This window comes from Bacillus sp. GW823-FHT06A10 (assembly GCF_058795375.1).
In genome coordinates, this window is record NZ_JBXAHT010000003.1 from 108984 (window position 1) to 129409 (window position 20426).

The window sequence follows — 20426 nt, forward strand, 5'->3', positions numbered from 1 at the left end:
AATAGATAAAATTAAAAAATTGAAATTAATTCTCACCTTAATACAATTAGAAAACGAACTACCACTTGTGCAAAAACAAATAGTTCATTATCCTTAAAATATAATCTCATTCGTTCGGAGGGAACTATGTTACAAAAATTCGGTTTCTCACAATATGAAAGCCAAGCTTATGAAGTTGTCGTATCAAGCAATGAACCATTAGATGCTACAACAATTGTGAAGCATTCAGGTGTTCCAAAAGCAAAAATATATGAAGTACTAGCACGCCTAATCGATAAAGGAATGGTAATGGATTCTGTTTCAGAAAAGAAAAAATTGTATACAGCATTACCACTAAAACTAGCAATTGAAAAATTAACGACAGAATTCCAATCAAATATTAAAGAACTGGAAACAAACATATCAAAAAAATCATTTACAGATGACCGTGTGTGGAGCTTAAAAATGCAATCTTCTATTCGAGTTCAAAGTAAAGAACTCATTGAAAGTGCACAAGAATCCATCCGTATTTCAGCTTGGAATGATACTCTTTTAGAATATCTCCCTTTACTAGAACAAAAAGCAAAACAAGGCGTTCAAATCGAATCTCTTATTGTTGGAGAAGTAGAAACAGACTTAGAAAACATGCATTTTCTAATCCCAGCTGAAGAGCCTAATGCATTAGAGCGCTACTTGCTACTCATCGTTGACGATCGTGAAATTTTATTTGCTGGCGTAGAACAAGAGTCATGGCAAGCGATGAAAACAATGTCACAACCTTTCGTAAAGTTCTTTACAGAATTTTTCTATCACGACGTTGCACTTGCAAAGATTACCCAGAAGCACCACGATCTCTTTATGAAAGATGAGGAAATTAAGAGTTTGTTAATGAAGTTGAGGTACTAACACATTTCTAAATTAATTTCTTACATAAAAAGAAGCTGTACCGAAAGGAGTTTTTCATACTCTTTTGGTACAGCTCTTTTTTATCTCGATTTATGAGGGCTAATAATCAGTGTGGAATGAACCACTTCACTGATTAAAGTTTCACTTTATGCTTTCGCTAATTCAATTTTACGTAATTGGTTTTTCGGATGATTTTGATTTGTAAATACAGAACGGTCATTCTTTAATACGATTACTTCAAAGAATGGCTTAAATCGTTCTTCTGAAATATCAAAGGCTTGTAGAAACTTTCCAAACATCATTTGTTCTTCACGTTCAGCCTCCCCATCAGAAAGAGATGAATCAATTAAGTTAACAAGGATACACATTTTTTGTGCATCTGTAAGTGAAGGCGCTGCTTCTTTTAAGAATGTATCTAAACTATTTTTACGAACATACTTAATAGCCTTCTCAAGTAGGTCATCGTTATTTCCACCTACATAAATTGTGCCGCCTTTATTTTTACCACCTAAAACAGATAATAATTGTCCTAATTCTTCATTATCATATTCTCCATCTGCACCCATCATATAAAGTAAAGATGTAGCAAATGCAAAGTGTGGTTCCATCCCATTTTCCGTACGAGTTTTGTCTCCCTTAAACATATCAAATAAGCCCATTTTTAGCCCTCCTATATGAAAATATAATCTTCCTAAATATAACAGAAAGCGCTACAAAATAATGTGTCCGTTTTGTAAAGTTTACACTCTAATAAATCGGCTAGTTCACGATTTTTCTTTCTCTTTTATCTCCCTCAAAAGCTCAATGATTTTCTCATTTTGCTCCACTTGTTTCTCTGAATTTTGATAGATGCAACGAATCCAGCCTAATACAAAAACAGCTACAACTATCGGCAATAGTGTAAGTATTATACCGAATATCGAGAAATTAAACACCATTTTCCCATCACCTCGCTACATACCAATTCTCCATATTCTTACTAAAACCTGAAATTTTTTACAAATAAAAAAGAACCTATCAAACGATAGATTCTTCTTTCACGAACTGAGTAGAGCGTCCTCTCGTAATCGAGAAAATCGCGCAAAGCAGTGCTAATATAATAAAGCCACCGCCTACCCAAGCATTATATATAACAGATGATTTTTCAATAACAACTCCACCTACTGTTGAACCGAGTGCAATTCCTAAATGAAGCGCAGAGTTATTTAAACCTTGCTGAATACCAGCTGATTCCGGTGCAATTTCAATTAAATAATTTTGCTGTGCTGGTGAAATCGCCCAGCTCAGCATACTCCAAAGTCCCATCATAATGATGAAGAGCGGGAATGAGAATGTCATTAATGGCAACATGAAGATTGCACATGCAAATACGATAATAATCGAGATAATACTTTTCTTCGATCCCCATTTATCAGCAAGCCATCCACCGAATCCGCCGCCAATTACTGCTGCGATTCCGAAAATGAAGTAAAACACACTAATCCAATTTGCTTCAACATGCATGACATCTTTTAAAAACGGTGTTAAATATGCATACAATGTTAAATGCCCCGTTAAAAACAAAAATGATGTTAACTGTGCACTTACAATTTTTTTATCTTTTAAAGTAGCAAGTTGTTCTTTTATTGATAATACCGATGTCGGTGGTACTTTCGTTAAGAACAATGAAATACAAGCTATTGCCATAACTGTTAATACAGAAATTAATACAAATGGTGCACGCCATCCGTATGCATTTCCGAGTACAAGACCAAGTGGTACTCCAAGTACAAGTGATCCACTAATTCCCATAAAAATGATTCCAATTGCACGCGCACGAAAATGCGGTTCTACTACACTAGAAGCGAGTGTTACCGATAGCGCAATAATTAATGAACCACTTGCCGCACAAATAACCCTTGAGAACATTAGCATTCCGTAATTCACACTAAATGCCGAAATAATATTTCCGATTAAGAAAATCGATAATGCTCCAACATACAATGTTTTTCTTTCAAACTTCCCTGTCAAAGCTAATAAAACTGGACCTGACAAAGCAAATACTACCGAAAATATTGTGATAAGCTGACCAGCTGCGCTAATAGATACTCCTAAATCATTGGCAACTAAATCGAGCGTTCCTCCTATAATTAACTCAACCGTTCCGACTACGAAAGCCGCGATAGCTAAAATATAAACACGAAAATTCAAGTCTTTCCCCACGCTTTCTATTTTGGTTACTACGATTATAGTAACCAAAATAGAAAGTGGACGCAAGTATAATTTTTTTACAGTAAAAAAGGTAGGCGTATTATACGCCTACCCTTCCATCATTCTGTTTCTTTCTTCTTATTCAAGTACCAATACACCGGTAGTCCAGTAAAGACAATTCCAATTGATAAGAAACAACTTACTGGATCGTTAATAATCGCACTACCGATTACAAAGAACGAACCTAAAATCGCTACGATTGGTACGATTGGGAATAACGGTACACTATATGCACGCTCTTTATTCTTATTACGTTTTCTTAAAATGAAGACACCAATAAACGTCATTACATAGAAAATATAAATAATGAATACGGAAATCTCAGATAGCTTATTTGGATCACTAATAATCATTAAAATAATTCCTAAAATGATTTCAACAGTAATCGCATTTGCTGGTGTTTTAAATCTCGGACTTTCCTTTGCAATAAACTTAGAAAATGGAAGTTGCCCACGTTCCGCCATAGACATTGGAATACGTGGGAATGTTAAAATCTTTCCATTTAAACAGCCGAAAATAGAAACGATAATACCGATACTAATAATTTTCCCGCCATATTCTCCAAGTAACATACCCGCAGCTGTCGCTGTCGCATTTTCTCCAAGGTCTACAATTTTCGCTGCTGGTAATACATTTAATAACGCCAAGTTAATTAATACGTAAGCAGCAGTTACGATTAAAATCCCCACTGTCATTGCTTTCGGTAATAACTTTGTTGGATTCTTCATTTCTCCGCCAATCGAAGCAAGTAAAATCCATCCGTCATAAGCAAATAACGTTGCTAAAATTGCCATACCGATACTTTGATTTTCTGATATCGGCACTACTACGTTAAAGATATCGCTATTCCCTTTCCAAAAACCTAGCACGACAATTAATATGATCGGAATCATCTTCCCGATTGTCGTGATTGTTTGGACGATACCTCCGTATTTTGTTCCCATACTATTTATAACGCCAAGGAACACAACCGTTCCAATTGCAATTGGTAAATTCCACACTTTATCTAAATAGAAAAAATTAATCATTAAAGAACTAAAGTATAAACCTAATGTTCCGATAATAGCAGGTCCATAAACAATTGTTTGCATCCAACCTGATAAATATCCCCAAAAACTCCCGTAAATCTCCTCTAAATACGTATACAACCCACCATTTTTCGGGATTTGCGCTCCAATTTCAGCTACTGTTAAACCACTTGCTAGCGTCAACAGACCACCAATTACCCAAGCAAGAATGGCCATATTAGAACTCCCCGAGTAATCTAATACGCTCCCTGGTTTCATAAACACACCAGATCCAATAATCGTTCCTACTACGATAGAAAGTGCTACTGTTAAACCAATTTTGTTCTTCTCATCATGATGCATGCTGCGTATCCTCCTTCCAATCCTAGTGTGATGCAAAAATGAAATAAAAAAACACTCCTCCCTAAAAAAGGGACGAGTGTTGTATTCGTGGTTCCACCCTTGTTTCAATTCGTAAAGTAACACACTTCACCAATTTCTCAAGTCTAAATAACGGTTTTTGCCGGCAAGCAATTACTAGATGTTCGTTCACTGCTGCAGTTCAGAGGTGGTAATCCATTTTTCCGTATTAGGAAGCTCACAGCCAAAGGCTTCCCTCTCTGAGAATCGTAAAAAATTGATCGTGTCCTCATCATCACTTCTTGATGTCGAATTTTGTAGTTATTGTTCATTATATTGAATTGTTAGAAAAAATCAATATATTTTTTTATATAACATAGGAAATATTTCTCTTCTTATATTATAACAGAACATACAAAACTTCTCTAATTCCCTAAAAATGGTATAATTATTTTAGGAGGTGTACTAATAATGATTGCTGTCTTTTGTATCATCGCTACGTTTCTCTCTATTCTATTCGCTATCATGTATCGAAACAAGTATCCTGGTTATAGCATTTTAGCAGTAACTATTATACCAGCTGTTTCCTTCTACTTATTGGGTAAATATCAATATACGGAAGTGTTTATCGGTTTTGCAATCTTCTACTGCGTCTTCGGATACATACTAACAATAAAAAGAATTTCAATGCCACATTAAAAAGGACCGATTTCTATAAGTAGAAATCGGTCCTTGCACGTACCTTCCGGTTGCCCACACGAAAGATACGACTTCATTCGATTATTTATCTTCTTTTTTCATAAAAAACTTATGGTGCGGTAAATCAACATTCAATGCCTCTAATTGTTTCTTTTCATTGTCTAAAATCGCTTTTGCTTTTTCTTTTGTTGCTTCATCTAATCCTGCAAACATGTCTTCACGCTTCTCTTTCTCTGGAAGTTTCACGCCTAACTTCGTTAATTCTTCTTTTGCTTGCTCATGCGTTAATTTTCCGGATTTTTCTTGCTCAAAAATTGACTTCACTTTTTCTTTCGTCTGTTCATCTAAATTAGCAAGCATATCTTTACGCTTACCTTTCTCTGGCATTTTCACACCTAACTTTGATAATTCCTCTTGCGCTTGTTCACGTGTTAATTTTCCAGATTTCTCTTGCTCTAAAATGGACTTCGCTTTTTCTTTCGCCTGTTCATCTAAGTTAGCAAACATGTCTCCATGCTTACCTTTCTCCGGCATTTTCACGCCTAGCTTTGTTAATTCCTCTTTTGCTTGTTCACGTGTTAGTTTTCCGGATTTCTCTTGCTCTAAAATGGACTTCGCTTTTTCTTTCGCCTGTTCATCTAATCCTGCAAACATGTCTTTACGCTTCTCTTTCTCTGGAAGCTTTACACCTAGTTCCTCTAACTGTTTCTTTGTATCGTCCATAATTGTTTTTACTTTTTGTTTTGTAGCGTCATCCAAATCCTTTTTCGCCGTTTTTGCAGGCTGATCCACTGCTGGAGTATTCGTTGCCGCGAATGCCGGAATACCGACTCCTCCAATGATTCCGAATGATAAAGCACCTGCAATCGCTAAATACCCAACTGTTTTCTTCTTCATAGGAAATTTCCTCCTTCATATTTCTAATGCATGTACACTTTCGTATACAATGCCTATAGTAATGTCGGTTTCTTAACATTTCCTTAACGACTTAACAAAAAAACACCGCTCGTAATGAGCGGTGTTTCTCTATGCTTTTTGTAATTGTAACTCTTCACGTTCCATTATTTTTCTTAATACAATTGTTTGTGTCATTGTAAATAAGTTACCTGTTATCCAGTACAACACAAGTCCTGATGGCGCCGCAAACCCCATAAATAGAATCATTGCCGGCATCATAATTTGCTGCATCTTTAGCATCTGTACTTGTTCTCCAGGTGTAATATTCGATTGGAAAACTTTCATCTGAATAAATGTCGTTAACGCTGCAATAATCGGTAATATATGATATGGATCTGCATGTCCTAGGTTCACCCATAAAAACGAAGATGTGCGAATCTCTTCCGTTCTGCTAATCGCATAATACAAAGCAGAGAAAATCGGCATTTGTATTAATAATGGCCAGCAACCAGCAAGTGGATTCCAACCGCCTGATTTCATTAGTTCTGACATTTCTTTTTGATACTGCTTTTGTTTTTCAAGGTCTTTGCTTACATCACCGTACTTTTTCTTTAGCTTCTGCAGTTCAGGTTGCATTTTCTTCATTTTCGCTTGGCTGCGATATTGCGAAACAGCTAATGGAATCATTGCTGAACGAATAACGAGCGTCATAATAATGATAGCAATCCCAAAGCTAGCTCCAGGTATATGATGAGCAACAAATTGAATCATAAACGAGATTGGATATACAAAATAATGATCCCAAATCCCAGTACTATGTGCATCAATTGGGGCTGCATTACTGCAACCAGATAAAACAAAAACAAATAATAATGATAAACTAACGAGCACAGCTCGGTATGATTTTAACATGTTCATTCCTCCAATGTTTCGTAATTATTTAGCGAAACATTGGTGTATACGGACCGACCTCGTCATTCTCTTCACTTGATTCTTGTCTGCGTACAGAACGAATCATTCCATATTTATAAAAAATAGAAAATAGCGGTACATTTCCCGCACTATCTTCACATGTATCAACTAGCGCAAAAGCTCTTTGTCTACCGCTTGATGCTTGTTGACGCACAAAGCGAGAAACATTAGCAAGGAAGAAAACTTCTAATAAACAAAGTGCCGTCGTTACAAACGATATATATAGAATTGCATCCTGCAATAAAAATTCCATCGCTTCACATCCTTAATAAGGTCATTTTAGCACATTAGGCAAACATTCTCTATTTCCTTTTATTTTCAAAAAAGTATTTTGCATATTTTCTCAAGAAAATAATAATTAAGAAACGTTGTATTCGCTTTCTTTAGTATATTCACGCACCTCAATGAATAGGCTTGATTTATTAGAAATTTATAAAATTTTTGCATTATAATAAAACTATTGCCAGTTTTTGAAAAAACCTTTATTCTCTTCTTGTAATCAAAAATGAATATGGAGATGAAACATACTATGGGTCAACTAGGAGACGCCGATTACGTTCCCGACACCGCCTTTTTATCCTTCCCAGCAGCTAAAACATTTCACTTAGAATTTATGATACAGTTGGTTGTTATTTTTATAGCTTCTATTTTGTATGCAATTTCTATGAATATGTTTTTTATCCCGCATAACATGATTAGCGGTGGATTCGCTGGTGTAGGGATGATTATCGGTTATTTAATGCACTACAATATCGGTGCACTTATCTTTTTACTAAACATTCCTCTTCTTATTTTAAGTCACTTTTACTTAGGCAAGAAGACAACCTTTTTAACAGCTTACTTTGTAGCTGTATCATCGTTAGCGATGAACATTATCCCTGTACACCAGGTTTCAGACGATATTTTACTATCTTCTGTATTCGGTGGTGTAATCTGCGGAGCAGCTTCCGGAATCATATTCCGATTTGCTTCTTCAACAGGTGGCTTTGATGTTGTTGGATTGATTGTAGCGAAACATCGAGATATTTCAATTGGAGCAATCATCTTTGTATTCAACTTAGTCTTACTTGTTGCAGCAGGTTTTATTTTCGGATGGGATATTACACTTTATACGTTAATTAGCCGGTTTGTAGTCAGCAAAGTTATCGATGCTGTGCATACGAAACATATTAAATTAACGATAATGACAGTTACAGAAAAAGGTGAGGAAATAAAAAGCGCACTACTACATCACGGCATACGCGGGGTGACAATGGTAGACGCTGTCGGCGGCTATACAAACCATAAGAAAAAAATGATTTACACTGTCGTGACTCGCTATGAGTTAGGCGAAATGAAACGTATTATCCGTCAAGTGGATAACAAAGCATTTATGAACATTACTGAAACAGTTGAAATTGTCGGCCGTTTCAAACGCATATAAAAAAGGTTAATAAATTAAAGGGCATAACATATTAGTCATATATAATATGTTATGCCCTTTGTTATTCAACTCACGTACCTTTTAGCATAATAAAATCACTAAGTTTATTACTACAAATCGGAGGATAGCATCCCATATACAATACTATTTGTCCATTCATCTTTATTCCAAAAATCTTGTATGAAATGGGCTTCCTTTCTCATGCCTATTCGTTCACACAATTTTTGTGAAGCTGTATTACGTGCATCAAGATTAGCCTGTATACGATGTACATTAAATTCATTAAATAATTTCAATACCAAACTACTTACTGCTTCTGTCGCCAAACCTTTCCCAGCTACTTCATTTGAAAAACTATAACCAATCTCAACAGTGTCTTTCATATTTGTGTACCATACGGATAAATCACCAACTACTTTAGTTTTGTATATAACTGCCAAACTTAATATTGATTCTTTAGTAAGTACATTATTTGCTAACTTCTTATTAAATCTTTTCTGCATGTCTTCATGAGTCCACTTATTATGTAATAGGAACTTACATGTATCATCACTATTATAAATAACAAATACATCCTGTAAATCAGTACTCTTAAAAGGTCTAATTATTAATCTTTCTGTTGTGAACTCCAAGTTAGCTCTCCTCCCTTACATTCATACTATAAAACATTTTTTATAGTATTTAAGCCTCCTTCTTAGATCTCACCTTTATTACATATTTCATCATAATAAATTAAAATCCTTCTTCCACTAAACTGCACCGTTAATGGTATTTCCTTGCGCTTTTTATTTTTTACACTTATTACAAAATCAGATAATTCTATTATTATGTCTCTAAATGTGTTATAATGAAAGCAGACTCACAAAAAAAGAGTATATAGACTTGGAAGTTTCTCTTATTTTACAAGCAAAAAGAAACGAGCAGTCGGGTATATTTCAGACACCATACACGTAACGGTTTAAACAACCGATCATCTTAGTTACTCTTCAATGATCTTTTTATAAAAAGATACGTACAATTAAAACTCACTTCAATATACTATACCTACCTTTTTGACTTCCAAATCATCTTATTACATAAGGAGATGAACATATGAATCAATATATACGATATACAATAGCTGTCCTGTTTGCTATTATCGGCGGAACAATCTGCTTCTGGACAAACACACAGCTTGGAGAGAATATCATTTTTAATGGAATCGAAACACTTGTAAGCGCTTCAATTTTAGGTGGATACATTTACTTCCTCTTCAATCCAGAAGAAAATGCTCAAAAAACAATGTTATTAACAATGATCGGAATCGTTGGTGGATGTATTTCCTACTCAATGACAAACTATACATTACCACTTCAATTAAGCTCAGCTTTCTTCCACGGTCTATGGACTTGGTTCATTGCATTCTGCCTAGCAGACGTATTCAACCTATTACAAGACAATGAAGAAGATAGCGGTCGCCAAATCGAAAGTAACTCTTAAGCTGGAAGATACTCTTCCAGCTTTTTTATGTTGGTTTGCATATCCCCGCATCACGATAAAAAGAAGTTACCCTCACGGCAACTTCTTTTCCATATACCCCACTTCGTATTCACTAAAATATATCAACGATTTTTCAAATATATCTATCGTTTCTCCACTTATATCAACGATTTTTTCATTATATCGACGCTTCGACACAAGATATCGATTTACCGACAACCTTCGACACTCAAAACGCACAACATACCCTATCCCCCAAGCAACTTACTGCCGAACTCTACGATTAAAAAGATAATTAATAGGATCGCGAGTATCTTTAATGCTACATATGCTACTTTAAAAACAACATAAATGAGCAAGACTATCAAAATAATTGATAAGATTTCCATATTTACTTCCTCCAAGCTTTGCTCTTCTTATCTCATTTTACTCGCCCTAGGCTGTTTATGGAACGGCATAAGATGACATATAAAAAAGAGGATACCTCACCCATCGTAAGATACCCTCTCTTTCAGCTGCTTAAACCATTCTCTTTCTAATTGTAAATATCCCATCTCACTCTTCTCGGCGCTCTTTAATTCTTGATCAGCTTTCTTCATATAAGTACGGGACGCTTCCATATTGCCCTCTACATATTTAATAATTCCTTGTGTACGGTAATATCCACTTAGGTCCATTTTTGTAATAGCCTTTGCATGTTCCTTTGCTTCTTGCAAAGAAAGACTATCCATCTGATAAAGGGCTTTATATAAAAGATACCAACTATGAAAACTACTAACGAAAAACTTATTTTCTTTCGTTACAGGTAGTTGAACAATTCGTTCTATATACGGTATCGCTCTTTCCATTCCCTCTTGATCTGCACGAGCAAAAAAGACGAGCATAAGTCTACTCATTATCTCTCTTATCCCTTTATTCTCTTTTATTTTCTCCTCACTCAATTCTACTAATCTTTCATCCCAATCTTTCGGTCTTTTATAACTAAATAACTCACTCGATATTTGAATCTCATATAAGTGATTTCTAGCTCTTTCATCATCTTTAATTAAAATAAGAAATTGCATCCCATCACTCATAAGCATTCCTTTTATTGGCACAATTGTAACCGCAAAGATTGCAAAATGGAAAAAGGAAAAATATAAAAGATATTGATAATAACTCACCATGTATATGTAACCGGAAGTAATACCAAATAGTAAACTCGTAATCGGTCCACCTAAAGTGAGCCACGCCCACTTTTTCGACAGATTCGGTGTCTCTATAGAAGGTGGTACTAGTGTTGCAACGCCTCCAAAGTACGCCCATAATTTATTTTCTCGAATACGTAATTTTCCCTTTTCTTTTTGAATAGTAATGGGTCCTACTGTCATAAATTTAAATGTTAAACCACCTATTACACCAAATACTACATGTCCTAGCTCATGAATGGCTAACACTAACAATGAAATTCCAACTATTGCCCATAGGTTCAAAATTACTTCTAATTTCCCAGTTCGGATTACTCCGTATAAAATGGACAGAATTAGCGCCACTGTCATTGAGCCAGCTGGCCTTCTTAAAATATCCACCTTTTTCTCCCCTTAATAAATCATTTTTCTCTGCATTTCGTACATGAACTTCCCGAGATGCAATATCCAAATAAATGAGATTAAACCAATTAACACAAAATCGATATCACTAGCAGCTGTATATATAACGGCAGCCCACCATACATATGCCAATATTGTATTCGTAAATTCATACGCTTTATATCCAGCCTCATGCACAATGTGCTTTAATCCTTCATCTGCATTTTTCGTCCACATTTTCATAGATTCCATATACGTTACACCTTGTTCAGGATATAGCTTGTTATAACGATTTTTTGTTATGAGTCCGATAATTACTACAGTAGTTAAACAAAGAATAGAAACTACTAAATTCCACACCGCAAATGAAACATTTGTATCCTGCAACAGTGCACGTCTACATGTAATAACTGCATATACAAACCATGCCTGCGTAACTATATCACCTACACGTAAATATATACTTATAATGCCTAATTTTCTGCCTTGTACGCTCTCTTCTTCATCGCGTGCCTCTGCTAACATACGTGTATTCTTCCAAGTATAGTACATCATTAAGATTCCAAAAATAGTACATATACCTATAAATGTATTAGATGATAATTTTCTCGGTTCATCCGAGAGTAAATTTAAAGCTATATAAGACGTTAAAAAGCCACCCATCATACTTACTGCTATTTTCCCCACAGAATCAAATTGTTTTTTTCGCTTACTCTTCATCGTCCTCTTCCCCCTCTACTAACGTAAATATTTCCTCCACTGGTACATTGAAAATTTGTGCGATTTTTAAAGACAATACAATAGATGGTGCATAATCCCCACGTTCAATTAAACTAATCGTTTGCCGTGATGATCCAATCACTTTTCCTAAATCCCCTTGTGATAAACGATGCTTTGCTCGCAATTCCCTCACTCGATTTTGAAGCTTCATGTCTTCCCTCTTTTTCATTTATTTAATTAAAATTGTAAATAATACCCTTATTTTTGTCAATTATAATTGTCATTACGACTATAATAATTGACAAGATACTTATTTCTTATCCTGTATCAAATTCCTATAAAGAATGTAAAATGTGCATTAAACATAGTCTTAACAATAAAATAAAAAAGCAGTGCTTTTGCACTGCCTTCCTAAATTCTGACATAGAATGGATTTCATATTAGCTTGCGTTTTGTAGTAATACTCGTTTTAACTGCTTACGGAAACGAATACCTAACGTAACCGCTACAATCACAATAACTCCAAAAATGATTTTACCGATATGACCTTCTAGCACTCCAAAGATATCATGTAAATTTCCACCTAACCAGTAACCACCGATTAAGAAGAATGATACCCAAAATAGAGCGCCTGAATAAATTGTAATGGCAAAACGACGGAATGGTAAATTAATAATTCCTGCAAAGTATCCTGTGAAATGACGTACACCAGGAATAAAGAAACCAATAAAAATTAAGAAGTACCCATACTTATCAAACCACATTCTCGTTAAGTCAATTTTTCTTTGTGTTAAAAATACGTATTTCCCATACTTTTGAATGAAAGGCATACCTAATTTATTTCCTAAAAAGTATTGAATCGTCATTCCTACACTTGTCCCAATAAAGGATAGAATAATTAAAATCGGTAAACTTAAATCACCCTTATGTGCTAAAAATCCCGCATATGCTAACGTTGGCTCTCCCGGAAACGGAAGTGCAATATATTCTAACAGCAAACCTACAAGTACAACATAGTACCCGTATTGCTGAAATAATTCATGAATCCATTCCATGTCATCTCTCCTTTCAATCACGTACAACTTCTTACTATTATTGTATAAAAAAATTGTCGAAATAACTATCACAATAGCTTACATTTTTATTACATTTTTGTAAGGGTCACACTAATGATTTCCGTTCTTTATTAAGTAGCTAAAAGCATTTTTCAAGTCGAGATAACAAAAAGACGCATTAATAATATGCAAATTTTATCCATTTTTTAACACTGAAAAACCTTTCTTATTTTGTTCTCAATAAAAAACCACCACAAACTCATGCTAACTTCATATTAGCTTCATATACGTATTGTAAGATTATATCGGAATTTGTTGAAAAATTTAACTAATATATGACTAAGCATTAATTTGAATAAATATAAGTCGTTTTTCGAAATTGAAAAAAGGGTGAATACGAAATGGAAGCATATAAAATGCACGATTTTATTAATACAAATGTTGAATCTCATCAAAATGAAACCGTTTTTAATTTACACATATGTGAAACAAGTGAATTTGACGTAAGTTTAACAAAATCTACAACACTATCTTTTATCGTTTCAAAAAAGAATATTAAAATTGTCACGAAAAAATGGACTAACTCAAACCAAGAAAGCATGATTGGCAAAAGCTACATCATTCCAACGAAAGCTTTTCACTATTTCTTACCAATTATTTCTGAAAATGAAGATGAGCTAAATATTCAAGTTCAAAGTTTTGGACTACGTGGTGAGCTTTTATTGAACGAAAGATTACTTATTGATAAAAACAACAAACACAACAGCAAAATCACTACATTCTTTGAAACATTAGATGAAAATGTAAATAAAGCATTACGAGGATTACAACTTCATTGTATGTAAGACTATTACGATAGTAAAAGGAGAATAACAATGAAAAAATTATTATTAAGCGCACTATTATCATTAGGATTTTTAACTCTTCCATTCGCTAGCGCAGAGGCCGCTACAACGAAAGATCAATTAATTGTAGACACTCAGTTAAATAAAATGGATTATTATCAGGATGGAAAATTTATAAAAAGTTTTACTGTCGCTACTGGAAAAGCTGCAACGCCTACACCTAAAGGTACTTTTCAAATCGTAAATAAAATTAAAAACCGCCCTTATTATACAGGCAAAATTAAAGGCGGGGATCCACGTAATCCACTTGGTGACCGTTGGCTTGGATTAAATATGGCAGGAACTTACGGAACAACTTATGCGATTCACGGAACTAACAATAATCAAGCAATCGGCAAATGGACAACACTTGGTTGTATTCGTATGTATAATAATGATATACACTGGTTATTTGAGCGCGTTCAGCAGCAAGCTACTGTCACTGTCAAATAGCCTAAAAACAAGATTTATGTGTAGCCAAGAATTTTATGTCTTGGCTTATTTTATTTATTCATTTACAGTAGCAAAACAACTGTATTTACATATATAATAGGAATAGATTTGATTAGCTAATATCTAAACATTGATAAACGTAGATATTAAAATTATACAGTTATAATGTTTTATAAATTTTATAATACATACTATAATAGAACTACTGTAATTCTGAACTATTCAGTAACACTAAACTATTCCCCTTGCTACCTTCATGATTATTTTATAGCGGGGGCTTATTATATGTATAAACAATCTGAGTCACTCGAAAAATGATGAATTCGAATATTGCAGTAAAAAGCGTTATTTAGGAGGTGTTACTATGACGCATATACTGGTGATTGAAGACAACCCAGATATACAAGAACTTATTCGTGAATTTCTAATGGCACAAAACTTTACCGTTGATGTAGTTGGTGCTGGAACAGAAGGTATTCTTCTTTTCCAAAAAAATTCATATGATCTTGTCCTCCTCGATGTAATGTTACCAGATATAGATGGCTATAGTATTTGTAAAATTATGCGAGGACAATCTGATGTACCAATCATTATGTTAACAGGCTTACATAATGAAGAAAGTGAAATTAAAGGATTTGAGTTAGGTATTGATGACTATATTACGAAACCGTTCCATTACACTGTATTTATTAAGCGTGTAGAGGCTGTATTAAGAAGGGCAGCAACGAAGGAAGCAGAAGCTGCAACTATACTACAATTCCATGAATTGATGTTAAACTCTACAGCATATGCAGCTTATGTTCATGGTAATCAAATTGAATTGACAACAAAAGAATTTGAAATTATTTATACTTTACTGCAAAATCGAGGAAAAGTATTATCAAGAAGTGATTTGTTGAATAAGGTATGGGGCTATGAACATTATGGTGATGTAAGAGTTATAGATACACATATTAAAAACTTAAGAAAAAAATTAGGAATTACTTATATTAAAACGGTGAAAGGTATTGGCTACAAAATCGAATCGTAGTAAAGACAACATCACCAAAAATATTTTCATCAAAACCTTATTATTTTGTATTCTTTTATCACTTTGTCTTTATCAAATTATTTACTTTCTAGCTTCAAACTACGATAAAGAACGTTTTGCGAAAGAAAATGGAACGCCGACTACAGAACAGGCGGATTCAGATAAGCAAAACGATCAAAGTAAAACGAATCAAAATAAAGCTGTGTCAGAAGGGAACATTTCTAATTTCCAATCTTCTATTGTAGATTATAAATCTCTTTCTGCAGCTATCAATCACCTTTTGCAGCCTAGCCAAACTGCAAAAGCAAAAGAACATACACAAAACCTTTCGGGGAAAAATAGCACTTCTAATCAGCTTACAGAAGCAGAAAAGAAAGCCGCTAATAATGATGCCTTACATACACAAAATGCAGCAAGTAAAACAAATGATACAAATGATAATCCAAAGTTAGCAGATGCGTTGCAGCAGTTAGCTCCACAGGTTGGCGCGACAATGCTTGCATTATCTCTACTCGGATCTTTAATGTACGCAAAACTAATTGCTAAACCTTTTCAATATATGAGCGATGCTTTAAAAGATATTATGAATCTTGATTTCTCAGATAAAAAGCTACTTAACAAAAATACAGATCAAACAGATTTTAATTTGTCAGTAGCCGCTTCACAAGTACCAAATATTGTGAAGAATTTACATGAAAGCAATCAAGATTTAAGAAATGAGCTCAAGAAGGAACAACAATTAGAACAATCTCGTAAAGAATTTATGTCTATGGTATCCCATGAATTAAAAACACCCATCGCAGCCGTTATGGGACAACTAGATGGCATGATTCACGGAATTGGAGCTTATAAAGATAGAGATAAGTATTTGAAACGTTCCTACGAGATGATGCAAGACATTAACATATTAACGGAAAAAATGTCGGAATTATCCAAAATACAAAACCCTCAATTTAAACCGAATTTAGAAGTCATTTCTTTATCTAATATTATTGAGGATGTTATAAAGAAAGTAGATTACTTTGTATCTGTAAAACAATTAAATGTACAATCTAATATTAAACACGACGTACAAATTTTAGCTGATCCTAAATTTATTCAAACTGCTATTTTTAACATTATTTCAAATGCAATTCATTATACAATTGACCATCAGCACGTATATATAAAGCTTTATGAAAAACCAAACGGTTACGCATTAGAAGTATTGAATACAGGTTCACAAATTGATGAAGATAAACTTGCTCATTTATTTGAGCCTTTCTATCGCGCAAACCCTGATAAACACGGTTTAGTACAAGGTAGTGGTCTTGGATTATATATCGTGAAACAAATATTAGATAAACATCAGTTTCCTTACGGGATACAAAACACAGCTCAAGGTGTAAAATGCTCCATTGTATTCCCAAAAGCAATGTAACATTCACTATAATTACATACCCCAAACTCATACTTCATGTGTGAGTGGCGGAATTTTGTAGAGTGTCTTACTCTGTTTCGTTCGCCCGTTATCCTTATTTGGATAGCGGGCGTTTTTTATTACTTAAAAGGAGGATTTTTTATGGATAAGTTTAAATATTCATTGCTCGTTTTATTCGGTGCTTGCAGCTACGGCATACTTTCAACTATTTTCAAACTTGGATTCATAAATGGATTTTCAGCACATCAACTATTAGGGGGACAATATGTCTTCGGATGGATTGGACTATTTCTACTCGTTCTTTTCTTTTCACGTCATAAAGTAACAAAAAAACAATTCTTTTCATTACTAACCGTCGGAACAACAATGAGTATGACTGGGATTTTCTACGCTATTTCTGTAGAAGAACTACCCGCATCTATCGCTGTCGTCCTACTCTTTCAGTTCACTTGGATTGGTGTCATTATCGAAGCGATTGCAAATCGAACCTTTCCAAGCCGCGATAAGATCATATCTATCCTTATTTTATTTGCTGGTACATTGTTTGCAGGTGGTGTATTTGAAGGCCTCGGACAAAGTTTTTCTACGAAAGGGATTATCTTTGGACTATTAGCTGCAGTCTCTTTTTCATTCTATGTTTTTGCAAGCGGACGCGTTGCTACAGATGTTCCCCCTTATACGAAAAGCTTTCTCATGACAACAAGTGCGACTCTTATCGTATGTCTATTCTTCCCACCAACCTTTTTAACAGATGGTGCCCTCCAAGCCGGTCTATGGAAATATGCTTTCTTCCTCGGATTATTCGGCGTTGTTGTACCTGTCATTTGTTTTTCAATCGGTGTACCAAAGGTTGGAACAGGACTCGGTACAATATTAGGTGCAGCTGAATTACCAACTGCTATTATCGCTTCTATTACACTTGTACATGAAGTCGTAACATTCATGCAGTGGATTGGTATTATTTTTATATTGGTTGGGATTTTCACTCCTCAGCTGCTTACGGCTAGGAAAGAAAGGAAACACAATCGCGTGCATAGCGCTTGAAAAAATATAGAATTTATATAAAAGATATAACTGCAATTAAAATAAGTAAATTTATCTGGAGGTATAAATGACTATTTTAAGCATCATATTTTTTGCTATTATGTGTATCTTCTTCCTAATAAGATATATGAAAGAAAAGAAATTTTACGATTTACTTCTCATTCCCGTTTGTATATATGCAGGAGCATTGAAAACTCCTTTCGTAGAGTACTTAAACTTTAATACTACATTTAAAATAACGTATGATATTGCAGCTATTATTCTTGTAATCCTTGCCGTACTTTTCTTTTTGAAAGATAAGAAAGAGAATCATACTGCATAACAAAAGACCTTTCATTTACTTGAAAGGTCTTTTTCTATATTTCACTTTACCGCTCCATATAGCTTCCCTACCTCATGCTCAATTTGTTTTACATCGATTCGCTCAAATAGTGGCTGCACGCTATCAATTCTACTTGGCAACGTATTTTGCGGTTCCCAATTTCGTTTAATAATCGACAATGTGCTTCTAACTCTTTCACTTGAAAATGGTAAAAACGGTTCAAGGAGATTTGCAAAATTAGCGATAAGATACACACAGTTATAAATCGTTTCTTCACACGAAACTGGATCATCTTCTCTTTGTTTCCAAGGCTGCTTTTCATCAAAATATTTATTTGCAAAACGTACTGCATCAAATATTGTCTCTAACGCCACCTTAAATTTAGTTTGCTCAATCGCCTCTCCTACATTTTTATATAATCCTTCTACTTTATCTTTCAGCTCTATATCAATAGTCCCCTTTGGTACAGTGCCATCATAATATTTTTCAATAAACTTTAATGTGCGGTTCACGAAGTTTCCATATGCTCCTAACAATTCACTATTATGACTGTAAATAAATTCACGCCATGAAAAATCAGTGTCACGATTTTCTGGTGCATTTACTGTTAAGAAGTAACGGATAGAATCTGGATCATAGCGTTCTAATATGTCAGGCACCCATACTGCCCAGTTTTTACTTGTAGATAATTTTCTTTTTTCAACTGTTAAATATTCATTCGAAACGATATGACGCGGGATTGCTTCTTCCCCTATTCCAAGTAATACCGCTGGCCAAATGACGGAGTGAAATGGAATATTATCCTTGCCGTGTACATAATATGTTTGCACATCGCTATTCCAAAACTCTTGATCATCTTTTCCTGTTTCTTCAGCCCAATGTTTACTCGCTGAATAATATCCTGCCACTGCTTCAATCCATACGTAAATTTTTTTATCTTCATACCCTTTCACTGGAATTGATACCCCGATTGGTAAATCTCTTGATACAGCCCTATCTTGTAATCCTTCCTTTACATATCTTTCCGTTAATTGAATTGCATTATCACGCCATGTTCCTTTTTCTTTTGCGATTTCTACAACTTTTTTAATTTGCTCCTGAAATGTATGCAATGTAAAATAGAAATGCTCTGTTTCCTCTACAGATGGCGTACTACCACATAACTTACATTTCTTTTCTAACAAATCAAGAGGATCTAAAATAGCAGAACAAGCATCGCATTGATCTCCTCTTGCTGCTTCATGGCAATATGGACATATTCCTTCTACATAACGATCCGGTAAAAACTGCGTACACGTTTCACAATACGCTTGTTCCACTGTTTTTTTATAAATATAGCCTTCTTCTAATAAACGTAAAAAAACTTTTTGAACAGTTTCATGATGATGCTCGCTATCGGTACGTGTATAGCAATCATACGTAAAACCGAGATCACGAAAACATCGCTGAAATTCTTCATGATACTTATTAGCAATTTCTTTTGCTGTCACACCTTCTTGTTTTGCTCTAATTGCAATCGGTGTTCCATTGCAGTCACTCCCTGAAACATACAGCACATTCTCACCTTTTGCCCTGTAATAACGCGCTAAAATATCTCCAGGTAATAAACTCGCAATATGGCCAAGGTGTAACGAACCATTTGCATACGGCCAAGCGCCTCCAATAAAAATACTCATCTTATATTCCTCCTTTAAAATATAAAAAGCCCCGCCCCTATCTTAAAAAAGATAAGGGCGGGGCTGTATAAACAGTCGCGGTACCACCTTATTTCGCCAATCACTCACATAATTAGCCTTAACAAGTACGGAGCTCTATGCTCTTATACTGTGGTTTTGATAACGAGTACCAACTCTCGTCGCCGCCTACTATTATCATTTGATAAGTTCAGGACGAAGCTCAAAGGCCATTGTTCAAATGAATATTCTTGCTTCTTCTCAGCTACCGAAGCTCTCTGGAAA

24 protein-coding genes and 2 other annotated features (1 of these 26 only partly in view) are annotated in these 20426 nt (G+C 34.7%); of the genes, 10 read left to right on the plus strand and 14 right to left on the minus strand.

The features are described 5' to 3' along the window. Nucleotides 1-126: 126 nt before the first annotated feature. Complete coding sequence (locus AC1Q8M_RS21400) at nt 127-885, plus strand: TrmB family transcriptional regulator (protein ID WP_053563419.1); 759 nt, start codon at nt 127-129, stop codon at nt 883-885. Between the two features lie 146 nt (nt 886-1031). Here AC1Q8M_RS21400 and AC1Q8M_RS21405 read toward each other — a convergent pair whose 3' ends face one another. The 4 genes from AC1Q8M_RS21405 to AC1Q8M_RS21420 all read right to left on the minus strand — a co-directional run bounded on the left by AC1Q8M_RS21405 (nt 1032) and on the right by AC1Q8M_RS21420 (nt 4505). Next, nucleotides 1032-1544, minus strand: coding sequence for a tellurite resistance TerB family protein (locus tag AC1Q8M_RS21405; RefSeq protein ID WP_053563418.1), 513 nt, complete (start codon nt 1542-1544; stop codon nt 1032-1034). 105 nt (nt 1545-1649) lie between these two features. Further along, entirely contained in the window at nt 1650-1823 is a 174-nt protein-coding gene (locus tag AC1Q8M_RS21410; RefSeq protein WP_097912934.1) for a hypothetical protein, read from the minus strand. Between the two features lie 79 nt (nt 1824-1902). After that, nucleotides 1903-3141 (minus strand): MFS transporter, encoded by a 1239-nt coding sequence (locus AC1Q8M_RS21415; RefSeq protein ID WP_141505378.1) that lies wholly within the window; start codon nt 3139-3141, stop codon nt 1903-1905. A gap of 53 nt (nt 3142-3194) precedes the next feature. Beyond that, nucleotides 3195-4505: an APC family permease gene (locus tag AC1Q8M_RS21420; RefSeq protein WP_023523356.1), complete on the minus strand. Its 1311-nt coding sequence runs from the start codon at nt 4503-4505 to the stop codon at nt 3195-3197. Between the two features lie 65 nt (nt 4506-4570). Continuing rightward, nucleotides 4571-4807, minus strand: a binding site (T-box leader). Between the two features lie 166 nt (nt 4808-4973). Here AC1Q8M_RS21420 and AC1Q8M_RS21425 point away from each other — a divergent pair. Beyond that, complete coding sequence (locus tag AC1Q8M_RS21425) at nt 4974-5201, plus strand: hypothetical protein (RefSeq protein WP_098365880.1); 228 nt, start codon at nt 4974-4976, stop codon at nt 5199-5201. A gap of 81 nt (nt 5202-5282) precedes the next feature. On the opposite strand, the gene AC1Q8M_RS21430 is transcribed toward AC1Q8M_RS21425, so the two are convergent. The 3 genes from AC1Q8M_RS21430 to AC1Q8M_RS21440 all read right to left on the minus strand — a co-directional run bounded on the left by AC1Q8M_RS21430 (nt 5283) and on the right by AC1Q8M_RS21440 (nt 7323). Then, nucleotides 5283-6098 carry a hypothetical protein gene (locus tag AC1Q8M_RS21430; RefSeq protein WP_098836002.1) on the minus strand — a complete coding sequence of 272 codons (816 nt, stop codon included), beginning with the start codon at nt 6096-6098 and terminating at the stop codon, nt 5283-5285. Nucleotides 6099-6227: 129 nt separating this feature from the next. Continuing rightward, the gene (gene yidC / locus AC1Q8M_RS21435) at nt 6228-7010 is read right to left on the minus strand and encodes a membrane protein insertase YidC (RefSeq protein WP_000920524.1); all 783 of its coding nucleotides are present in this window, start codon (nt 7008-7010) and stop codon (nt 6228-6230) included. Between the two features lie 28 nt (nt 7011-7038). Beyond that, complete coding sequence (locus tag AC1Q8M_RS21440) at nt 7039-7323, minus strand: hypothetical protein (RefSeq protein WP_000394930.1); 285 nt, start codon at nt 7321-7323, stop codon at nt 7039-7041. Nucleotides 7324-7599: 276 nt separating this feature from the next. Between AC1Q8M_RS21440 and AC1Q8M_RS21445 the strand changes: the two genes are divergently transcribed. Then, complete coding sequence (locus AC1Q8M_RS21445; RefSeq protein ID WP_000530043.1) at nt 7600-8493, plus strand: YitT family protein; 894 nt, start codon at nt 7600-7602, stop codon at nt 8491-8493. Between the two features lie 110 nt (nt 8494-8603). Here AC1Q8M_RS21445 and AC1Q8M_RS21450 read toward each other — a convergent pair whose 3' ends face one another. Beyond that, on the minus strand, nt 8604-9125 hold the full coding sequence (locus AC1Q8M_RS21450) for a GNAT family N-acetyltransferase (protein ID WP_098361541.1): 522 nt from the start codon (nt 9123-9125) through the stop codon (nt 8604-8606). A gap of 460 nt (nt 9126-9585) precedes the next feature. Here AC1Q8M_RS21450 and AC1Q8M_RS21455 point away from each other — a divergent pair, with 460 nt between their 5' ends. Continuing rightward, a complete protein-coding gene (locus AC1Q8M_RS21455; protein WP_001077773.1) occupies nt 9586-9972 on the plus strand; it encodes a DUF3938 domain-containing protein in 387 nt (128 codons plus the stop codon). A gap of 248 nt (nt 9973-10220) precedes the next feature. Here AC1Q8M_RS21455 and AC1Q8M_RS21460 read toward each other — a convergent pair whose 3' ends face one another. The 5 genes from AC1Q8M_RS21460 to AC1Q8M_RS21480 all read right to left on the minus strand — a co-directional run bounded on the left by AC1Q8M_RS21460 (nt 10221) and on the right by AC1Q8M_RS21480 (nt 13315). Further along, nucleotides 10221-10361, minus strand: coding sequence for a DUF3985 family protein (locus AC1Q8M_RS21460; protein WP_000404758.1), 141 nt, complete (start codon nt 10359-10361; stop codon nt 10221-10223). A gap of 96 nt (nt 10362-10457) precedes the next feature. Further along, entirely contained in the window at nt 10458-11510 is a 1053-nt protein-coding gene (locus AC1Q8M_RS21465) for a zinc metalloprotease (RefSeq protein ID WP_002083694.1), read from the minus strand. Nucleotides 11511-11552: 42 nt separating this feature from the next. Beyond that, complete coding sequence (locus AC1Q8M_RS21470; protein WP_000837722.1) at nt 11553-12260, minus strand: DUF3169 family protein; 708 nt, start codon at nt 12258-12260, stop codon at nt 11553-11555. Further along, nucleotides 12250-12471, minus strand: a complete 222-nt coding sequence (locus tag AC1Q8M_RS21475) for a helix-turn-helix transcriptional regulator (protein WP_000776173.1) — start codon at nt 12469-12471, stop codon at nt 12250-12252. Before AC1Q8M_RS21475 ends, AC1Q8M_RS21470 begins: the two co-directional genes overlap by 11 nt. Nucleotides 12472-12700: 229 nt before the next feature. Continuing rightward, a complete protein-coding gene (locus AC1Q8M_RS21480) occupies nt 12701-13315 on the minus strand; it encodes a DedA family protein (protein WP_000454754.1) in 615 nt (204 codons plus the stop codon). A 401-nt stretch (nt 13316-13716) separates the two neighbouring features. Here AC1Q8M_RS21480 and AC1Q8M_RS21485 point away from each other — a divergent pair, with 401 nt between their 5' ends. The 6 genes from AC1Q8M_RS21485 to AC1Q8M_RS21510 all read left to right on the plus strand — a co-directional run bounded on the left by AC1Q8M_RS21485 (nt 13717) and on the right by AC1Q8M_RS21510 (nt 18468). After that, the gene (locus AC1Q8M_RS21485) at nt 13717-14160 is read left to right on the plus strand and encodes a DUF3978 family protein (RefSeq protein ID WP_000388762.1); all 444 of its coding nucleotides are present in this window, start codon (nt 13717-13719) and stop codon (nt 14158-14160) included. Nucleotides 14161-14190: 30 nt separating this feature from the next. Beyond that, on the plus strand, nt 14191-14652 hold the full coding sequence (locus AC1Q8M_RS21490; RefSeq protein ID WP_000735058.1) for a L,D-transpeptidase: 462 nt from the start codon (nt 14191-14193) through the stop codon (nt 14650-14652). Between the two features lie 364 nt (nt 14653-15016). After that, nucleotides 15017-15682 carry a response regulator transcription factor gene (locus AC1Q8M_RS21495; RefSeq protein WP_000148834.1) on the plus strand — a complete coding sequence of 222 codons (666 nt, stop codon included), beginning with the start codon at nt 15017-15019 and terminating at the stop codon, nt 15680-15682. Next, nucleotides 15660-17102 (plus strand): sensor histidine kinase, encoded by a 1443-nt coding sequence (locus AC1Q8M_RS21500; RefSeq protein ID WP_000201961.1) that lies wholly within the window; start codon nt 15660-15662, stop codon nt 17100-17102. The genes AC1Q8M_RS21495 and AC1Q8M_RS21500 overlap by 23 nt, the downstream gene beginning before the upstream one ends. A 141-nt stretch (nt 17103-17243) precedes the next feature. After that, nucleotides 17244-18146 carry an EamA family transporter gene (locus AC1Q8M_RS21505; protein ID WP_000357148.1) on the plus strand — a complete coding sequence of 301 codons (903 nt, stop codon included), beginning with the start codon at nt 17244-17246 and terminating at the stop codon, nt 18144-18146. 67 nt (nt 18147-18213) lie between these two features. Further along, entirely contained in the window at nt 18214-18468 is a 255-nt protein-coding gene (locus AC1Q8M_RS21510) for a hypothetical protein (protein ID WP_098855487.1), read from the plus strand. Nucleotides 18469-18509: 41 nt separating this feature from the next. On the opposite strand, the gene metG is transcribed toward AC1Q8M_RS21510, so the two are convergent. After that, nucleotides 18510-20144 (minus strand): methionine--tRNA ligase, encoded by a 1635-nt coding sequence (metG, locus tag AC1Q8M_RS21515; protein WP_098855486.1) that lies wholly within the window; start codon nt 20142-20144, stop codon nt 18510-18512. A gap of 50 nt (nt 20145-20194) precedes the next feature. Further along, nucleotides 20195-20426: a binding site (T-box leader), on the minus strand; it runs 39 nt beyond the window's last position.